18 protein-coding genes are annotated in these 18768 nt (G+C 65.0%); 3 read left to right on the top strand and 15 right to left on the bottom strand.

All coding sequences use genetic code 11. The features are described 5' to 3' along the window. Nucleotides 1-1511 precede the first annotated feature (1511 nt). The 13 genes from ACLMAL_RS36380 to ACLMAL_RS36320 all read right to left on the bottom strand — a co-directional run bounded on the left by ACLMAL_RS36380 (nt 1512) and on the right by ACLMAL_RS36320 (nt 12643). Nucleotides 1512-2174 (bottom strand): histone deacetylase, encoded by a 663-nt coding sequence (locus ACLMAL_RS36380; RefSeq protein ID WP_412003207.1) that lies wholly within the window; start codon nt 2172-2174, stop codon nt 1512-1514. Nucleotides 2175-2407: 233 nt separating this feature from the next. After that, on the bottom strand, nt 2408-3049 hold the full coding sequence (locus ACLMAL_RS36375; RefSeq protein WP_412003222.1) for a class I SAM-dependent methyltransferase: 642 nt from the start codon (nt 3047-3049) through the stop codon (nt 2408-2410). 137 nt (nt 3050-3186) lie between these two features. Beyond that, a complete protein-coding gene (locus tag ACLMAL_RS36370; protein ID WP_412003221.1) occupies nt 3187-3576 on the bottom strand; it encodes a VOC family protein in 390 nt (129 codons plus the stop codon). A 2-nt stretch (nt 3577-3578) separates the two neighbouring features. Beyond that, complete coding sequence (locus tag ACLMAL_RS36365) at nt 3579-3863, bottom strand: ArsR/SmtB family transcription factor (protein ID WP_412003220.1); 285 nt, start codon at nt 3861-3863, stop codon at nt 3579-3581. A gap of 184 nt (nt 3864-4047) precedes the next feature. Continuing rightward, nucleotides 4048-4644, bottom strand: a complete 597-nt coding sequence (locus tag ACLMAL_RS36360) for a hypothetical protein (RefSeq protein WP_412003206.1) — start codon at nt 4642-4644, stop codon at nt 4048-4050. Between the two features lie 38 nt (nt 4645-4682). Beyond that, nucleotides 4683-5639, bottom strand: a complete 957-nt coding sequence (locus ACLMAL_RS36355; protein ID WP_412003205.1) for an MlaD family protein — start codon at nt 5637-5639, stop codon at nt 4683-4685. Nucleotides 5640-5665: 26 nt separating this feature from the next. Further along, nucleotides 5666-6739, bottom strand: coding sequence for an MlaD family protein (locus tag ACLMAL_RS36350; RefSeq protein WP_412003204.1), 1074 nt, complete (start codon nt 6737-6739; stop codon nt 5666-5668). Continuing rightward, a complete protein-coding gene (locus ACLMAL_RS36345; protein ID WP_412003203.1) occupies nt 6736-7833 on the bottom strand; it encodes an MlaD family protein in 1098 nt (365 codons plus the stop codon). The genes ACLMAL_RS36350 and ACLMAL_RS36345 overlap by 4 nt, the downstream gene beginning before the upstream one ends. A 2-nt stretch (nt 7834-7835) precedes the next feature. Continuing rightward, nucleotides 7836-8864, bottom strand: a complete 1029-nt coding sequence (locus tag ACLMAL_RS36340; RefSeq protein WP_412003202.1) for an MlaD family protein — start codon at nt 8862-8864, stop codon at nt 7836-7838. Further along, nucleotides 8852-9871 (bottom strand): MlaD family protein, encoded by a 1020-nt coding sequence (locus ACLMAL_RS36335; RefSeq protein WP_412003201.1) that lies wholly within the window; start codon nt 9869-9871, stop codon nt 8852-8854. Before ACLMAL_RS36335 ends, ACLMAL_RS36340 begins: the two co-directional genes overlap by 13 nt. After that, a complete protein-coding gene (locus ACLMAL_RS36330) occupies nt 9868-10920 on the bottom strand; it encodes an MlaD family protein (protein WP_412003200.1) in 1053 nt (350 codons plus the stop codon). The genes ACLMAL_RS36335 and ACLMAL_RS36330 overlap by 4 nt, the downstream gene beginning before the upstream one ends. Nucleotides 10921-10925: 5 nt before the next feature. Beyond that, entirely contained in the window at nt 10926-11792 is an 867-nt protein-coding gene (locus ACLMAL_RS36325; RefSeq protein WP_412003199.1) for an ABC transporter permease, read from the bottom strand. Beyond that, nucleotides 11792-12643, bottom strand: a complete 852-nt coding sequence (locus ACLMAL_RS36320) for an MlaE family ABC transporter permease (protein WP_412003198.1) — start codon at nt 12641-12643, stop codon at nt 11792-11794. The genes ACLMAL_RS36325 and ACLMAL_RS36320 overlap by 1 nt, the downstream gene beginning before the upstream one ends. A gap of 453 nt (nt 12644-13096) precedes the next feature. On the opposite strand from ACLMAL_RS36320, the gene ACLMAL_RS36315 reads away from it, so the two are divergent. Together ACLMAL_RS36315 and ACLMAL_RS36310 are read left to right on the top strand one after the other, a co-directional pair. Further along, nucleotides 13097-13705 carry a TetR/AcrR family transcriptional regulator gene (locus ACLMAL_RS36315; RefSeq protein ID WP_412003197.1) on the top strand — a complete coding sequence of 203 codons (609 nt, stop codon included), beginning with the start codon at nt 13097-13099 and terminating at the stop codon, nt 13703-13705. Nucleotides 13706-13709: 4 nt separating this feature from the next. Next, nucleotides 13710-14360, top strand: a complete 651-nt coding sequence (locus ACLMAL_RS36310; protein ID WP_412003196.1) for a TetR/AcrR family transcriptional regulator — start codon at nt 13710-13712, stop codon at nt 14358-14360. A 59-nt stretch (nt 14361-14419) separates the two neighbouring features. On the opposite strand, the gene ACLMAL_RS36305 is transcribed toward ACLMAL_RS36310, so the two are convergent. Together ACLMAL_RS36305 and ACLMAL_RS36300 are read right to left on the bottom strand one after the other, a co-directional pair. Further along, the gene (locus ACLMAL_RS36305) at nt 14420-15205 is read right to left on the bottom strand and encodes a GntR family transcriptional regulator (protein ID WP_412003195.1); all 786 of its coding nucleotides are present in this window, start codon (nt 15203-15205) and stop codon (nt 14420-14422) included. 100 nt (nt 15206-15305) lie between these two features. Further along, nucleotides 15306-16892, bottom strand: a complete 1587-nt coding sequence (locus ACLMAL_RS36300; RefSeq protein ID WP_412003194.1) for a flavin-containing monooxygenase — start codon at nt 16890-16892, stop codon at nt 15306-15308. Nucleotides 16893-17105: 213 nt separating this feature from the next. On the opposite strand from ACLMAL_RS36300, the gene ACLMAL_RS36295 reads away from it, so the two are divergent. Next, nucleotides 17106-18182: an AraC family transcriptional regulator gene (locus tag ACLMAL_RS36295; RefSeq protein WP_412003193.1), complete on the top strand. Its 1077-nt coding sequence runs from the start codon at nt 17106-17108 to the stop codon at nt 18180-18182. The last annotated feature ends 586 nt before the right edge of the window (nt 18183-18768 follow it).

The raw sequence follows: 18768 nt of genomic DNA, 5'->3' as shown, positions 1-18768 counted from the left end.
AGGTGAAGGATATGTTGCAATCCGTCGATCCCCGCACGGCCTGCGGGTGGCGAACCGGGGCATGGTGCGCGAGCGCCCTCGATGTCTCATACGTCACCGCCCAGGTAGGAAAACATCACGTCTTTCCGCTTGTGGGCCTGTCGTCCATGATCGCGGAATGCAACGCCGTCGAGGAAACGCCGAGGTCGTGAGCGATGTATCTGAACAGGACGACACCATCGATCCAACAATCGGGCGGGCAATCCTCGTCAGCCATGACGTTGCCGTTACTGGAACCCGCACATCTACTTCAAGCGATCTCAGGCCGCTGTACCAGCGCATCACTCATGGTCGGGTGGGCGCGCGAGCTCAGTGATATGCACGCGGAGCTAATACCATTTCAGGTCGGCCGGGTGCCGCAGCGCAGAGCTCTCGCGTATGAGCAAGTTCGTGCAGGGATCGATCGAGTCGTGCGCGAGATCGATGCGTGGGCGCTACGCAACATACCGCGCGCGAAAAGTGCACGCAAACATACACATTCGCTAGGCGAGGTGATCAGCCACATCGCTAGAACCTACGCCGAGACTTGGTGGACAGTGCTGCATTCGGAGGACGCGGAAACTCGTCACCAGGCATGGTTTCACCTGAGCGAGGCCCGTGAAGGCTACGCGGAAATGGTCAACGAAATACGAGCGCGACACCTCCAGCTGCCATTGGGGTGGAGCGGGATTCCGGGAGGTATCGGATGACATAGGACACGAACGGAGATGGATTGTCATGTCGAAGACGTGTTGGAGCTGCGACCTACTCCCGGCTTCGTCCATCTCGGGGTCGTGGGTGCTTTGCACCCCGACTGCCTGGCAACGGGGCCGACGGCGGTTCACAACGGTGTGGACCTCGAGACAGGCGCGAACCGGAGATCGTTGGATCGGGGTTACCAACCGCGGCAATCCGGCCGGGGTCCGATCCTCTTACCCCGCATCTGCTGATGTGAGAGGTACTGAAGAGATTGGTCATCGGAATGACTGACATATATTGCTCGCGCTGCGGAAGAGCGCTGCGATCGAAATTGGATCGGCGTCGACGTCTGCACATGGCATGCGTCCGATTGGATGAACGTGCTGATATTCGAATGACTCCTGCCGATTGGACAGCTGTGGCCGGTTGGCTCAATCCCGGCGATTGTCACCTGATGGGTCAGATGGGGGTCGAGTAGTCGCCCTGAGATGGGCAGCTCGAGGTGGTCTCAGTGGTGGTCGGCGACTCGACGCTACGGCTACGCGGCGGCGCGGAAGTATCAAGCGTGGTGATCGGCACAATTCACCGTGCGGTTGCGCAAGCCGTGAGCCAGGCGTGGGCCAGGTCGCCAGTTGTCGCGGTGGTCATCAAAATCGTGGGCCAGCAACAACTTCGGACGCTCTGGGGCCGACCAGGGTTTCATCACGCCGGGCACGTACCGCATGCGCAAGCCGGCGGGCGAAATCCTCGATGTTCCACTCGGACCCGGCATGACGGGCCTGCAGCAGTGCGTCTTATGAGCTGAGTAGGGCGGTGAGGGAGTCAGCTGTCCAGCCGATGTCCGCACCTGGGCATGCCGCAAGGTAGGCGGCGATTTGTTCGGTGGCCCATCCGTGCGAATCAGCCAAACCGGTGGCTAGATGACGTAGGTACGCGGCTGATGGTGGATTGCCAGGGAGGTCGGTGCAACGCCAAGGGGCGGTCAAGGTCAGGAGAGGGTAGCCGTCGTGAGTGCCTGCGCAGATCAGTGTTTCGTAGCGGCCGGGGCCGAGTGTGCTGCGGCCCGAGTTGACTGCCTCGGTCAGGTCGAGGTCGGTGCCCGGCTCGCGGTACATCTCTTGCGCTGCGATATCGGAGAACTGGGAGGTCGTGATCAGGTGGGCGCGGACGGCGATCGTGCCGGAAGTATCCGGATCGTAGAAGGCCCGGCCGCCGGCCCAGATCAGCGATTCGGTGGCGAAATACAGTTGGCCGCTCAGCATGATCGAGGCGGAACGTGCCGGGTCGGCAGGGTTGCGGCAGCCGGGGAGGGCCAGGGCGCCACCTTCGGGGGTGCCACCCGCGAGATAGCACCGCAACCGCGGCAGATGCATGTTCGATCCGTAGGCCGCGTACCAGACCCGGCTCGTCCCGTCGTCGGATCGGCCTGTCGTGTGGAAAGAATCGTTGCCAGGCATCACCTCGACGATAAGCACTGCGGCCTGGTTCATGTCGGAGCAACGCGATGTCGTGGCGCGGATCAGACGCCGAGCGCGGCTGCTCGGCAACCGGTGCGCGCGGTCGGTGGATGCCGGCATGAGTGGTCGGGTGGTTGAGCGGTGGTGTCCGGCCGTCGGACATCGGTGGGAGCGGTCGGGTGGCTCAGTGCTGGCGTAGGACCGGCTGATTCCAGCAGGTGCGCCCAGATAGTTCAGTCGCGGCGGGCAACCGTCAATACGTCTGGAACCAGCACGGGCGGAATCGGATACCGTTGCACCGGCCGCTGCTCGGTGACGGTGAACCCGGCCGCCTCGATCAGCGCGCGCATCTCGCTGGGCGGTGGAAAGTAGGCGAGGCGCTGTATCGGTGCGGACTGCAATGCTCGGGCGAATCGGCCGGTGGGGTTGTTCAGCACGATCGCAAGTAGGCCGCCGGGTACCAGAATTCGATGGAATTCGGCTAGGGCGGATCGGTGATCGAAGAAGTGGAAGGCGTGTGTGGATACCACTGCATCGACGGCGGCGTCGGGGAACCCGAGGTCTTCGGCTCGGTGGTGGCGCCATTCGACTCGGCCCGAGCGAGCTATGGCTTGCTTCAACATTCCTGCCGAGGCATCACAGCCATAGACTGCCTCCGGCGCTAGATCCGCGGCGATCCGGGCGGCCAAAATGCCGGTGCCGCAACCGACATCGACAATTCGCCGGGCTCGGTTGAGTGCCAGCTGGGCAATGATCTCGTCCTGCGGCGGTCGGTAGGCGAGCCGTTGCAGGATCGGTGTGTTGTACAAGCGCGCGGCCCTGTTCCAGCCCTGGGTCACCAACCCGTTGAACGCGCGCGGGGACGCTTGTTGCATGGCAGACATCGATCTCCCCTTCAGGAAGTGCCGATTCCAGACTAGATCGTCTGAGACACGTGTGGAACCCCTGATTGCCGCCACTGCTCGACTTCAGCCTCGCCGGGCTGTATCTGGGAATTCGGGGAGGGCGGCGCTCAGTCCGTCTGCTGTGCGATCTGGATGAGATTGCCACAGGTGTCATCGAGAACCGCGACGATTACGGGCCCGTGGTCCAGCGGCTCCTGTGTGAACCGGACGCCGAGAGCGCGCAGCCGGTCGTATTCGGCGCGCACGTCGTCGACGGCAAATGAGGTGAACGGGATGCCGTCCTCGACGAGAGCCTTCTTGAATGGGCTCGCCGCGGGGTGGCCGTCGGGCTCGAGCAACAGCTCGACGCCCTCCGGATCCTGTGGCGACACCACGGTCAGCCAGCGGGCCTCGCCGAGCGGGATGTCGGTCTTCTTCGTGAAGCCGAGCACCTCGGTGTAGAAGCGCAGGGCCTTGGCCTGATCGTCGACCAAGACGCTGGTCACGTTGATTCGGATCATCATTCCTCCTGAAGCCAGTGGTCTGTGAGGTGCCGCAGGGGCTCACGATTCAGGTGGTGGAACTTGTATCGGCCGTCCCGGCGGGTGCTGATCAGGCCGGCGGCTTCCAGCACGTCGAGGTGCTGTGAGACGGCCTGCCGGGATGAAGCGAGTCGGTGCTTCATGGTGAGCCTGCTGCAGATCTCGAACAGCGTCCGGCCGTCGCGGTCGGCCAGTTCGTCGAGGATCGCTCGGCGGGTCGGGTCGGCCAGCGCCTTGAAGACGTCGCCGGGCTCGGCAACAATGCTCACGCTCGTCAGCGTAGGCAAGTATTTACTTGCCTGTCAAAGGTCTCGGCAAGGCCGCCGGGGATGGGCGCGCCGCGAATGCGAGCCGCACAGCCAGGCTGCCACCCGCCGAATCGCCTGCGACGATGATCTTTTCGACACTGTGCCAGACAGCGTCCGTGGGGACGACGAGCGGGTCGTACTACTTGACCGAGAGCGCGCCGTCCAGGCCACCGACATCGGTGATCTTCCAGTCGGAGCCGCGGTCGACGGTGACGTTGTAGGTGACCGTGGTCTGCGCTCCGGCCGGGTTCTGTGCGTTCGTGGAGCTGACGGTGACGAAGACTGTCACCCGGTAGACGCCGTCGCGCTCGGACAGGATCTTGGCCGTGATCGGGCTGCCGGTCGATGCCCACTTCAACGGGGTGAGCAGCTCTTGCAACTTCGGTGCGGTCGCATCGAACTTGTTGGCAAGGGCGGGTGCGGTGTTCTGCTTGAGCCGGCCGACCCAGGAGGCGAACTCGGCGTAATTGACGGTGGCGGCGCCGACGGCGTAGTCGGTGGCGATCTGCTCGGCGTGGCGGTTGTCGGCGGCCACCCGGTCACGGTCGGCGAGGTCGCCGCGTGCCGCGAAGAGGAAGCCGGCGAGCGTGACGGCGAGGATCGTCAAGGCAGTGGTGGCCGCCGCCCATACCACCGTGGTGATCGGCAGTGAAATAGACCGCGGTGCGGCATCGGTTTTCGACGCGACCACCTCGGTTGTCTCGGCGTCGGCGGTCTTGGTGGTGTCGACGTTCATTTCGGCTCCGAATGATCGGTTGTCGGACTGCGTTGGCGCTATTTGACGGTGAGTTGAAGATTCAGCGTCCCGTCGGGGCTGGTGGTATCGAGCGCCTGGGTGATGAGGCTGCCGATGTCGAGTGGCCGCACCGCATTCGTCGCGAGCGGGATCAGCGGTTGCAGCATCGGGATCATCGTCGCCAGGTCCGGTCCGATGGCATTGATCCGTTCGGCCAGCTGACGTAGGAACGGGACGAGTCCGACGGTCTCCGGGGTGTCGATGACGTAATCGGCTGGGACGTTGCCCTTTCGGATGACCCGCGCGATCGCGGCGGCCACCTCGCTGACCCGAGGACCGAAGGCGGCCCATGGTCCAGAGGCATCGGTCAGCGCGGGCCCCGACCACGCCATATCGTTCGCGTTGGCTTGGAACGCTATGAGCATCTCGCGGATGACATCAGAGCGAACCAGCAGTGTCGCGGCCAGCAGGTCGGTCGCGCGGGACAGTTGCGGGATGACCGTTTCGGTGCCCGCCAGCCCCTCGGTGAAGGTCTGGATGATGGCGGCCATCGCCTGCGGATCCAGCTGGTTGAGCAGCCGGGTGGCGGTCTGTGCTACCTCCGGGATCGAGATCGGCATCGTGACCTCGGCGGCATCCACGATCTGTCCGTCGCGCAGGTATGGTCCGTCACCGCTGGCGGGGCGGAAGTCGAGATACGGTTCGCCGAGTCCGGACAGTGTTTCGATGCGGGCCATGCTCGAGCTCGGAATTCGGTATCTGTCGTCGACGCGGAACTGCACCGAAACCGTGGTCCCGGTGTGCGACACCGAGGTCACCGTGCCGACCTCGATGCCCGACAGCAGCACCTTGGAGCGCGGCAGCAGACCGCCGGAATCGGTCAGCACCATGGTCGCCTCGGTGTACTCGTTCAGCCAACCGACCCGCACCACCCCGAGGGAAAGGTAGGTGCTGCCGACAAGGAGGATCGCGGCGATAGTGCCCAGGGATGCCATCGAGCCAGATTTGACCGAGGAGAGCTTCACCGGACCGCTCCGATCATCCGCAGCGTGGCGACGATCCGATCGACCTGGTCGTCGGTGGACATGGGGCTTGCCGCACCGGTCTCCGCCGCGATGCGGGTCAGGTTCACCGTCGGCCCGCGTTCGACGAACGGGATGACCTTGTCGCGCAGCAAGGCCACCAGCCGATTCAGATTGGCGGGCGCGAACAGGTCGAGTGGGTTGGCGGCCAGCAGCATCGGCACGAAGGCCTCGGCCGCGGCGTCACCCGCCTGCAGGAGGGGGCCGAGCCAGGCCACCGCGTGCCCGACGATGCCGAGGGCGCCGACAACGCCGAGGGTCAGCACCAGGGAATTCGCGAAGGCCGGGATGTCACGCGCGCCGCGTTCGGACAGCAGGACGTCGAGCTCTTCCCTATTGTCCTGCACCGCCGTCACATCCTGCTGGATGGCGTCGAGGAATCGGCCGACACTGTCCAGATTGTCGGCCACGTCCTGGGTGTCGCGGCCGAGCGTCTCGAATATCCGGGCCGTGTCTGCTGGTCGCTCCGGCAGCACGGCATTGCTCCGGTTGATGATCTCCTGCACGCTGTGCAGCGCACCGCCGCCGATGAAGGTCGACATGCCTGCCATCAGGTCCTCGATCTGCAGTGCGGGGCGGGTCTGCGGTAGCGGAATCGTGCCGCCCGGCGGCAGAGTCTCGGCGAAATCTGTCGGGGGAGTGGTGAGTCCGATGTAGATGTCACCGAGGATGGTGTTCTGCCGCAGCTGCGCGGTGGTGGTGGTCGGCAGCCGCGCCGACTCGGAGATCTCGACGATCGCGTCGATGCGTCCGGGATGCTGTGTCGAAGGATCGACGACGGTCACGGTGCTCAGTGTGCCGATCTGCGCGCCATTGGCCACCACCTTGGCCTGCTTGGGCAGGTTCAGTGCGTTCGCGAACTCGATCCGGACCTGATAGGTCGGGCCGGACACGGATGCGCCCGGCACCGGCACCGACGAGGGATCGAAACCGCAGCCGCTGACCAGCATCCCCGCCGTGAGCGTGCTGGCAAGCCAGGATCCGGTGCGCCGCACCACTGTCCGCCTTTTCATCGGGCACCCACCGATCCGAGCACGATTGCGGCCAGGTCGACACCGGCAAGGCCGTTGTCCGATGTCTTGCATCGGCCGGGTGCCACCGTGTTGACCGCAGCGCAGATCTGATCGGCATCCGCTTGTGGCAGAGCGACTTTCGGTGCGACGTAGGTGAGCCGGACCTTGCCGGTATTCGGGTTGATCGCGTGCTGGAATGCCCCGACCAGGGCCGGGATCATATCGATAACCTGTTTCAGTGATCCGACGCCCGCGCCGAGCAGCCGCAGGTATGGGGCCAGATCATCGACGCCGCCGAGTATTTCGCGGCCGTACTTGCGGGCGATGTCGTTGAACATCGGAAAGTCGACCAGGAGTGAGTCGACGATCTGGATGACCTGTTGCCAGACCTCGTTGACGAAGGCGATGCCGGGCCCGGCATTCAGCAGCGTCGTCTTGATGTCCTGCCAATTGACCGAGATGCTGGTCGAGAGTTCGCCGAGCGCGTCGAGCAGCGCACCGATATGGCCGATGGCGGCATCCGGTGCGCGCAGTGCGGTGCCGAGATCCTGGATCAGGGCATTCATCTTCGGCCCTGTCCCGGAGGTGGCACGCTGGAAGGCGGTGACAGTGTCACGGATCCGGCTGTGCTCCGCGGGGTCGCCGTTGCCGCCGAGCTGGTCGGCCAACGCCGAGAAGGCCGCCAGGGTTTCTGTCATGCTCTTCGGCGTGAATGTCCTTGTCACGCAGGTGTTTCGGTTCCAATCGGGTGCACCGGGTTCGCCGAGCACCGCGAGATTGCGATCGGCGACGAGAGTGTCGGCGACCGTTGTCGCGATGACCTGCCCGGTGAGCGGGTGATCGGCGTCCACCTCGAATTCGACACGGACGCCGGCGCCGTCGGGCGAGAGCGCCGTCACGGTACCGACCGGCATGCCGAGCATGGTCACGTGGTTGCCGGGGTAGAGGCCGACGGCATCGGGCAGGATCGCGCAGTAGCCGATGGTCTTGTCCAGCGGACGGAAAGCGACAAAATAGCCTGCAACGGAGAGGATTGCAACGAGGACGCCGCCGATCAAGGTGACGAAACCCGGCGAGGCGAGCAGGCGCTGCACGATCAGCACCCCTTTCCCGGCACCGGGACGCAGACGGCCGGTGCGGATATCGTGTCCGCGGACTGGTCGACGACGATGCCGTCCTGTGGTGTCACCGCGGTCTGCAGCCGGTCGTGGGCGGTGCGCAGGGTGCCGAGCACGCCGTCGAGTTTCCCGACGAGCTCACGCAACGCGGGCAGCGTCGCCGTGAGCTTGTCGACCATCGGCTGAAGTTGTTCGCGCCAAGACGGTTCCAATGCCGCGATCCTGGACAACAATTCAGCGGCGATCCGCAACGCTTCGGTGATCTCGGCCTTTTTGTCGAGGCCTTGCACCTCGAGCAGGCCGATCTTGCGGACGAACTGTCCCACCAGCGACCGGTTGCCGTTGATCGCGGTCAGGAACTCGTCGGTGACGATCAGCGCCCGCGACACCTCGGCGTTCTGTTTGTCGAGGATCGTCACGAACGACTGCATGGCGGCGCCCATCCGGCGCAGCCCGTCGGGACTCCGGTCGAGGGAGGTCTGCGCTGCAGCCAGGTTCTCGCGCAGCGTGCTGCCGTTCACCTCGGCCACCGGTTTCGCGGCATCCTGGAGCGTCCGAACCAGGCTGTAGGGCAATGTAACCCGTTCGGGTGGAATCGGCTTGCTGCCCAGCGGCGTCGTCCCGGCGGGAATCATGGCGACGTAGTGGCCGCCGACGACCGTGAGCATCCTGATCTCCAAAGTGGTTGCGTCCCCGATGAAGACATCCCGATTCACGGTGAAGGTCATCCGCACCCGGTCCGGCTGCAGCTCCAGCGAGGAAACCGTGCCGACCGAAATCCCTGCGACCCGTATCTGATTGCCCACCCGGATCGACTGTGCCTCCGACAGGTACGCGGTGTAGGTGCTCTTCCCCAGCGGCAACACATAGAGGACGGCGGTCGCAGCGAGCGCGATAACGATCAGAATCGCGCCGATCACCCCGAGGCGCAGTTCGCGGCGATTCTTGGTGGCCTCGTGCCGGTCGTGGCCTCGACGCCCGGGCAGCCCGATGGTCAGTTCTTGCATATCGCAATCCTTTGCCCAGCGATCAACACCGCGACCACGGACGGCACCTCGGCATTGCCTTTCGAGCAGGTGAGGTCGACATGGACCGCGGACCCGCTGGCGGGCACCAGCGTCGACAGCGACTGCAGCAGGCCGGGTAACTTGCCGAGCTGGTCCAACGCGGTGTCCGGGTCCGGAAACAGCAGGCGCAGGTCGCGTTCGAGATGTGGGTTGGTCGTCTCGGTGAAACCCAGGGTGGCAAGCAGGCTGTTGAGCGGGCTCAGCGCGGACGGTGCGACGCTCGCAAAGTCGATCAGGCCGTCGAGCTTCTCCTGAAAGGCGGTGAACACGTCGGTCAACCCGTGCAGCAGGGTGATCAGATGGGGTGACTTGCCGCCGATCGTGGTGGAGATCGACTCGAGGTTCGCCACGATGGTGGAGATCACCGTCTGCCGATCGGTCACGTAGGCGCTGAGCTTTTCGATCGCGTCGAGGGCGGGCCCGATCCCCGAACCATTGCCCTCGATCACCGCGAGCACGCTCTCGGTGAACTGGTTGAGCGCACCGGGAGAGAACTCCTGCAGGACCGGTTGCAGTCCGTTGAAAAGCTGGGTGACGTCGAAGGATCCGATGGTGCGATCGGTCCCGATGATGCCGGCCGATGCCTGCTTCGGGGTCGGATGCTCGGGCTGGCGAATGTCGATGTAGCGCTGTCCGGTCAGTGACTGGTACCGGATGGCAAGGGAACTCGCGTCGTAGAGGGGCCGGTCGCTGTGCACCGTGAATTCGACCCGCGCGCGGCTCTGCACCAGCGAGATTTCCGCAACCTTGCCGACTGCGACCCCGAACATGCGGACATCATCACCGGTCTTCAAGCCGCTGGCATCGGTGAAATCGGCTCGGTAGCTGTCGGTATCGCCGCCGATGGGCCGAATAATGGCCGCCGCGATCATGGCGAGCAGGGTGATCATCGCCGCGGCGAACAGACCGAGCTTCCACGCGATCGAGAAGGTCGACGTCGGTGTCATCGCGTCCCTCCCGGCGCGGCGAATCCGGCCTGACCGAGCAGCGGCACCGCGAGTCCGGGGACACTGCGCAGGGTGACCGATGCGTTGAGGGTCGGACCGTTCGGGGTGTCGGCGAATATGCGGTCGAGTCGGTCGATCAGTTCGGTGAGTTCGGCATGCGACCGCGCCGGGTGCGGCACCGTCGCGGCGATGGCGGCGACGAGGGGCGCGAGCAGGTCGGCGTAGCCCGAGAAATGTTGTCTGGCAACATCTCCGATGGCGCCGATGTCCGGGAACGCGTCGTCGACGAGCATGCCGATGGTCGCATCGAATTTTTGCCGGTCGTTCTGGAGCACCTCGATGTCCAGCACGGCTTTCAGGAGTTTGAAAGTGGCCGAGGTGAACGACCCCAATCCGTCGTAGAACCTCGCGAATTGGTCGATCAGGAACGAGGAAGGGTACCGCTGAGTGTCGGCGACCGCCCGGCTCAGCATGACGACGGCTTCCAGCATCGGAGTTAAGGCCTGCAGGTCACCGCTGAATGTCCGGAGCATCTCGGCGAATTCGGGAGTGAAGACCTCGGTGGAGGTCTCGGTGAGTGCCCGCAGCAGTCGGCCCATGGTCGCGTCGGCCACGCGGTGCGCGTTGGCGCCCGCAAGATCGATGACCGCTCCTGGCCGTAGCGGCGCGCCGCCCTCGGCCCGTTTCAGCGCGACGGTGCTGATGCCGAAGAGATTCTGCGGTGCGTAGTCGATCGCGAGATCTTCGGTGAGACCGGCCGTTTGGGATCGGTCCAGGTCCAGGGTGATCAGCTGGCGGCCAGTGCCGATGCTCGCGATGTCGGTGATCTTGCCGACGTCCACGCCGTCCAGGCGCACCGAGGTGCCCTCGATGACGCCTTCGCCGATGTGCTCGGTGCGTAGCTGGATCTGCATGCGCGTGTCGTCGGGGGCGTTGTGGTACCCGGTCCAAGCCGCTGCCACCGCGACGGTCGCAGCCAGCGCGGCCGCACCGAGCACCTGAGAACTGCGCCGCCCCATGGTGACCCCGGGCAATCCGTAATTCGGCATTCGGCTCACCCCTGGAATTCGATCGAGGAGTTGACGCCCCACAGCTGCAGGGTCAGCAACATATCCAGCGCGATGATCGCGACGAAGCTCGCGCGCACTGCCCGGCCCGAGGCGATACCGACGCCTTCCGGGCCGCCGGAGGCAAAAAACCCGTAGTAGCAATGGATCAGGATGACCGCGATGCCGAACATCAGGATCTTGATCACCGCGCCGAGCACGTCGTAGCCGCTGGTGAACTGGAAGAAATAGTGGTCGTAGACCCCGCCCGCCTGGCCGTGCAGCAATACCACCACAGTGTCGCAGGCCAGGTAGCTCAGAATCAGGGCGATGAGGAACGTCGGCACGATCGCGATCGCGCCTGCGATGACCCGGGTGGTCACCACAAACGGAATCGAGTGCAGTCCAAGGGATTCGATCGCATCGATCTCCTCGGCGATGCGCATAGACCCGATCTCGGCTGTCATCCGGCAGCCGGCCTGGGCCGCGAACCCAACCGCGGCCGCAATCGGCGCCAGCTCACGGGTATTCGCGAACGCGGACACCACACCGGTGACCGGGCCGAGGCCGATCAGATCGAGCGTGGAGAACGACTGGATGCCGACACCGGCGCCCATCGCGATCCCGAGCACCACCAGCATGGGCACCGTGCCGCCACCGACGATGACCGAGCCGCGGCCCCACGTCATATCGGTGATGGTGCGCATGGTCTCGGCGCGATAGCGGCGTAGCGTCAGCGGAATCGCGGCCAGCGTCTGCAATACGAAGCCGAGCGCGAACCCGGCATTTTCCAACGGCGTCAACACCCGGCCGCGGTTGCGCACGAGGCGGCTGACCGAGCGAAAGCCCTTGGGTACGTAGGGAGTAGCAGTCATTATGCCACCCGCAGCGGCAGGAACATCGCGACGACCTGGGTGATCACCAAGTTCACCACGATGATCGATGCCACCGACAGCACGACGGCCGCATTGACGCCGTCGGCGACGCCGCGCGGTCCGCCGCTGGCCTCCAGACCGCGTTGGCAGGCCACGATGACGACGATGAACCCGAACAGTATCGACTTCAGCAGCGAAATCCACACGTCGGTGAGCACCGTGAAGGAGCCGAAGGTCGCCCAGTAGCTGCCAGGGGTGACGTTCTGCGCGCCGATCGCGACCGCGTAACCGGCGACGATGCCGACGAAGATGATCAGGATGTTCAGCAGCGGCGCGACGAGCAGCATCGCCGAGACACGCGGAATCACCAGTCGGTGTGCGGGATTGATGCCCATTGTCCGCAACGCATCGATCTCCTCGCGGACCGTACGCGCGCCGAGATCGGCGGCAATCGCCGAAGCACCCGCGCCGCCGAGCAACAGGCCCGTTGCGATCGGGGCACCCTGCTGGATCACCCCGAGGCCACCAGCCGCGCCGATCAGCGAGTCGGCGCCCAACTGATGGATCAGATTGCCTACCTGCACGGAAACCACGACACCGAACGGCACCGCCATCAGCACGGCAGGGATCGCGGTGACGGTGACCAGATACCAAGCCTGACGCAGCATTTCGGACCACTGGAATCGCCGCGCGATGATGTCGGAGGCCGCGCCCCGCGTCGACTCCAGTCCCAGGTCGACCACCCGCCCGAACGTCCGCAGACTCGACAGTGTCGTGTCGGTGACGTTCTTACGCGCGATCCGTGCTGCCGTCGGCCCGCCCTTCAGTGCAATCGGCGCTTCGGATTCCATCGATAGTCCTCCATCGACCCCCGCCGTGGACCGCAGCCGCGGCGATCCGGAGGCCTTCCCCAACGCTAGGTTTCGCGGGCGACGGTGCCCATGACGTCACGCGTCACAGTGTTGACGGTTTCCGACAGCTCGTATCAGAGCGATCACCGACGACTATGAGCGTGCTCACGACGTACCCCGAATGTGATCGATGCCATGCACTGTTCGCGACGACGCTAACACTGCGGAGTAGTGAATACAACGGTATCAATTTCGCCCCTGGACCGGGGCGCAACCAGGTAAGTTCGATAACCGTCCGCGTCGTCGCAAGATCTCGTATGTCGTTGTGGTGCTACACCGATCGCGCCGACTTCTCGATGCAGGAATACCGGGCAAACATGCCGCGTACACTGGCGCGACGGTCCACTGGCCACGATCGCGAGGCAACGGCAACCGACGACACGGGGTGAGCTGATGACAACCCGACGCGAGGGCATCCTCGACGCGGCACGGGGACTCATCGTGCGGGCGGGGTACGCGAGCGCGAGCATGCATGCCGTCGCGCGTGCGGCAGGTGTCACCCGGCCCGCCCTCTATGCCGAGTTCGGTGACCGCGACGAGTTGTTCGCGGCGCTGTTGGCTCGTGAGGAGGAACGGGTGCTGGCCATGGCGGCCGCCGCGACACCGGAACTTGCCGAAGACGCCGATCTGTCGACTATCGACGTGGCCGTCCTCGGAACGGACGCCGTCGATATCTTTCTCGATCAGGTGCTCGCCGCACCGGAAACCTGGCAGTTCGTCCTGATGCCGGGCGATGGTCTGCCGCCCGCAATGCACGAGCGGGTCACGCAGGGGCGCAATGCGATTCGGGCTCGCAGCGAGTTGCTGTTCGCCGTGATCGCGGCACTGGCCGATCGGGAACTCGACACCGAGATGATGAGTCATGCCTCCATCAGTGTGAGTGAGACGGCGGCTCGGATCATCGTGTCCGAGGGCGGACGCGACAAGCATGCGGCGTTGTCCAAGACCATGCGCTGGATGGCTCGCCGGATGGTCGCTGGCACCGGAATCGAGAAGGGATAGTGCGGTGGCACAAGTGAAGCGGGCGGCCGGCCCGCCGGCACGCCGGCGCTATGCCAAGCGCCTGCAACCCGCGGATCGACGTGAACAGCTGCTCGACGTCGCGCTGAATATCGTTGCCGAGAGCGGATTCGCCGATGTCAGTGTCGCGGCAGTGGCGGAGCGGGGTGGGGTGACCCGGCCGGTGGTGTACGACTCGTTCGGGAGCCGCGACGAACTACTCGCCGATCTGGTCGAGCGGGAGACCACCCGGATGCAGGAGGCTGTCGTGCGGGCGATGTCGGAGGTCGACGGTTCGATCAGGTCGGGCGCCGACCCCCGGGATGTGCTGGCGGCAGCGCTCGTTCGATTCCTGGCCGAGGTGCGGGCCATGCCGGAGACCTGGCGGCTGGTCTACTTCCCTCTCAGCGGCGTGCCCTCGACCCTGCGGGAACGCGTCGTGCAGGCGCACGACCAACCGCGGGGCCCGCTGCATCGAGTGCTCGGCGCCTGGCTGACCGGCCGGCCGGACGCCGACGAGGTCGACGTCGATGTGCTGGTGCAGCTGATCCAAGGATTGATCCAGACCGCTGCGCGGCTTGTTCTCGACGAACCCGACCGGTTCGACGTCGACCGGATTCTCGCGCAGTTCGATTTGGTGCTCTTTCAGGAGTCCTGACGCCGGATCAGTCGTTCTCACCGGCTGCCGCCCAGGAACTTCGGGAGCCAGCCGTGAGGTCACGGCGTCACTGTGGACACCTCGGCTCGTGGCTGCGCGGCGGCAGCAGCCGTGACGAGTTGCCGAAAATGTTCGATGACCTGATCGTGATACGCCCGGATCAGGGTGTCGACCATGTCGATCGCCGCGTCCTCGACCGTGGCATCCGACTGCCACAGTGCGAGCAGTTGCCGGGCAACCCGCACATGACCCTCGGGTTCCAGCGGTTCGTAGAAGGCCGCACCCGCTTCGGGTGTGGCGATGAGGATGTCGCCGACGGAATTGAACAGGTTGAGAAACGCGCTCTGTCCGACCGCGGCGAAGCCGACGCGCAACACGTGCAGCTCGGCCTCCATGATCTCGCTGACTCCTGCCCGCCCGGCGCTGACGAGCAGCTCGAACCGGTCCACCGCGCGCGCCAGTGCGGTCAGGTCGTAGCGGCGCGGGTCCGTGGACACGGTGCGGATGGTCTGCATGAGCAATAGATGATCGACATCGATGATGTCGGCGAAGATCTTGGCGGCGCGCTCGGGCAGCTGCCTGGAGTGCCGGAAAATGTAGTGCGCGGTATCGATCCCGCCGTAGAGGTAGATGTCGCGAACGATATTGCCGAGTCCGCGGCGGGCCTCCACGAACCCGAGGGCGGCCAGCCTGCCGAGCGCGCTGTTCGCGGTCGGTGTGCTGATACCGAACTCCGCGGCCACCTGACGCACCGATGGCAGCAGCTCGCCGGGTGGGTAGACGCCCGCGGCGATCCGATAGGCGAGCTCGTCGGTGATCTCGTCGACGATCGTCGGGTTCTTCACGCTGGGATTCTCCCAGGTCCCCACGGCAGCGGGCACAGGCCGGACGAACTGTGGCGGGCCGTCCGGCCCGTGCGACCTCGGCAGCGCGGTGGCCGATGGATTACGCACCGGCCCTGGAGTCGGCGGCGCGGCGCACGCCGCCACCGGCCGATGTCGATTGCGGTGTCTCGTACCGGTAATCGTCCAGCGGAAACTTCCGGTTACCCCGGCGCGCCTCGAAGAATCCCGACGGCCGCACATAGGTGGTGTCACCGTGGGAATTCCGGTAGTAGGTCGGCACATGCCCGTTCAGATCGGTGAGGTAGTACCGCAGCGATTCGCCCTGCCGGTAGATCGCACGGTGGTAGGCGTCGGCGGCCTCCTTGCGGACCTCCACCACCGTGGCCTGCCGGGTGCCCGCCTCGGTGATGGCGCGCACCGCGTGGTCGGCGGTCATTTCGACGAAGGCGTGCCAGCCACTGCCGGTCCACGAATAGGGGCCGCACAGCGTCCAACGGTTCGGCAGCCTGGGCACCGACACGCTCTGATACGCCTGCAGACCTTCCTCGTTGTAGAACCTCGCGAGGTCGAAGCCATTGCGGCCCACCACCGTTCCCGGTCGGTAGGTCTCTGGATCGGAGAACACCTCGTAGCCGGTGGCGAGCACGATCACATCGAATTCGTGCAGGTTGCCGTCGCGGGTCCGGATGCCCGTTGTGGTGATCGCGTCGATCGGGTCGGTCACCAGGGCGACATTGTCTCGGTTGTAGGCCTTCAGATAGCTGTTGGACATCGTCGGCCGCTTGGCCAGGACGCCGAAGTCTGGTGTCAGTCCCGCGCGGGTGACGGGATCCTTCACGACCCGGTCCAAATACTTCCGGTAACCGGCGATGCAGGCGGCGTCGAACCTGTCCATCGCGGGGCGCGCAAGACCCGTCGGCGCTTTGACGACCCCGCGCAGCACCAGATCGACCAGGACGAGCGCGCTTCCGTGCAGCCCTGCCTGCAGTCCGGGAATGCCGAGCAGGCGTTGCACGGCGGCGGGCACCTGGAAATCGGGCTTGGGCACCGACCACACCGGGGTGCGCTGGAAGACCTCCAGCCGGGCCACCTCGGGTGCGATGGCCGGAATGATCTGCACCGCACTGGCTCCGGTGCCGATCACGCCGACCCGCTTTCCGGTGAGGTCGTACTCGTCGTCCCAGTCGGCGGGTCGCTGGATCTTGCCCTCGAACGACTGCTGGCCCGGGATGCCCGCGTCGTCCTTGGGTCGGACGAACGCGCCGACGGCACTGATCACGAAACGTGCGGTGACGACGGAACCGCTCTCGGTATGCAGCTTCCAGTAGTTGCCCGCGTCGTCCCACTCCTCGCGTGCGACGTTGGTATGGAATCGCACGTGCGAGTAGAGCCCGAACCGCCGCGCGACCTCGGCATGATAGGCCTTCACCTCTGCACCGAGCGGAAAGAAACGACTCCAGCGCGCATTGCGGGCGAACGAGTACTGATAGGCAATGGCCGGGATGTCGACGCCGATGCCCGGGTAGTGGTTCTCGTGCCAGCTGCCACCGACGTCGTCGGCGCGTTCGAGGATGACGAAGTTATCGATGCCGGCCTTGCGCAGCTTGACGCCTGCCGCGATGCCGCCGGGACCGGCCCCGATCACCGCCACCTCGAATTCCGGTGGCGTTGCTTCCTCGACCGTCATGAGTCCTCCAGATCCGAGTCGACACTGTTGTTCACACTGTATAACACAGTTGAGGTCTTCCGTCTGAGACAAGATCTCGGTCAATCGCCGGCGCCGGCGGATTCGGATTGCTACATGTCGCCAACTGGGACAGAACCCGTTCGATGAGGATGCAGTTCACGTGTTCGATGGGGATCTACTCCGCAGCACCTCGCGAGTGCATGTCCTCATGCAATGGGCGGACGAGCGTGGCAGGACCGCCGCGAAGTGCCTGGACCGAACGTCGCTGCTTCCCGCAGCGGTGCTCGACCCCAGTGCCGAGATTTCCGCGCGCACAGAGCTGCGGTATTACTCAACCTGCTCGCCCACTTCGGTGACGAGCCGGGACTCGGCGTCGAGGCGGGTCGCCGGTATCACCTGTCGTTGCACGGCGCGTCGGGGCTCGCGCTGATCAGCAGTCGAACACTGCGTGACGCGATGGATGTGGCGCTGCGGTACGTCGACCTCGCGTTTGCCTTCGGTCAACTCACCTTCACCGAGGTCGGCGAGCAGGCGCGGCTGCGTTTCGACGACTCGGCGATCCCCGAGGATCTACGCGCCTTCCGCACCGAGCGCATCATGACCGGCATCCACACCTTCGGTCAGGACATGTTCTCGGTCGCAATCCCGATGAGCAGCGTCCGTTTTCGACATGCGGCGCCCGCGGACACCACTCGTCACCGCGCGGTTTTCGAGCTCGAGCCGGAATTCCGCGCGGAGGTCAAGGAACTGGCGTTCGACTGCGCTTACCTCGATATTCCGCTGCCGCAGGCCAACGGCTGGGCCCGAGTCACCTGCGAGCAGCTGTGTCGCGATCTGCTCACGACTTGCCGCGCGTGGACCGGCGTCGCAGGCTCGGTGCCTGACCTGATGGTCCGCAACCCCGGCGAAATTCCCGACCAACTCGCGGTCGCCACCGGACTGTCCATGAGTCCGCGCACGCTCTCGGGCCGATTGTGCGAGGAGGGGACGTCGTTCCGTGTGCTGGTCGACGAGGTGCGGCAGATGATGTCGGAGGCGCTGCTCACCCACACCGGCATGACCACCGAGCAGGTCGCAGCGCAACTCGGCTATGCCGAACCGGCGTTCTTCATTCGGGCGTTCCGACGGTGGAGAGGCGGTCCGCCGCAGGAATTTCGGGCGGGCGCCTCGGGGTCGCGGGCATCGGCGGCCGCTGTATCGAGGCCGAGCTCTCGGCGAGCACCTTTCTGGACGAGCACATCCACTTCACCAATGACACACAAAGAGATGGCGGAAACCTGCTCGCCTTGATCTAAGGACCCGCAACACCCACAGGGCGGGATCGTTGGGCGCAGTTCGTGCTCGGGCGGTTGCGGGCAGGGTCGAACGGAACCGCGCAGCCGGCTATTCGAATCGATGCAGGCGCCGTTCCATCCGATGTCGGCATCAATCCGAGCCCCACGATCGTTGCCATGGAGGTGAAGCGGTGATGGCGATGCGCCCGCGGCCGGGGGAACTCGGCCCGCATCGGCTGTTCATGCCGCAAAACCCCCGGTAATCAGGCGATTTGCATATTCGCCAAAGCGTCACGTAATGTTCTCCAAGTCAGAGCGACACGGACACCGACCCGGAGCCGAGAAGCACAGCGGAAACGCTGAGCGGAGGCCAGGGAAACGAGGTAGGACGAGGAGCGCCTGACCACCCGGCTCGACCGAGATCCCGATTTGTTTCGGGTTCAACGCTGAGCTAAGCTTGAACAAGTGCCTCACTGATCAATCAGAGTAAATCTGGGCGATGGTGTGTGCGTGTGTTCTTTGAGAACTCAATAGTGTGTCGATGAATGTCAGTGCCAATTATTTAATTGGTTCCGGCCTTACATACCCCCCGGTTGTAGGGT

Source organism: Nocardia sp. CWNU-33, assembly GCF_046764895.1.
Taxonomy (GTDB): Bacteria; Actinomycetota; Actinomycetes; order Mycobacteriales; family Mycobacteriaceae; genus Nocardia.
The sequence above is the reverse complement of the archived record's forward strand: the minus strand, read 5'-3'. Positions and strand labels throughout refer to the sequence as shown.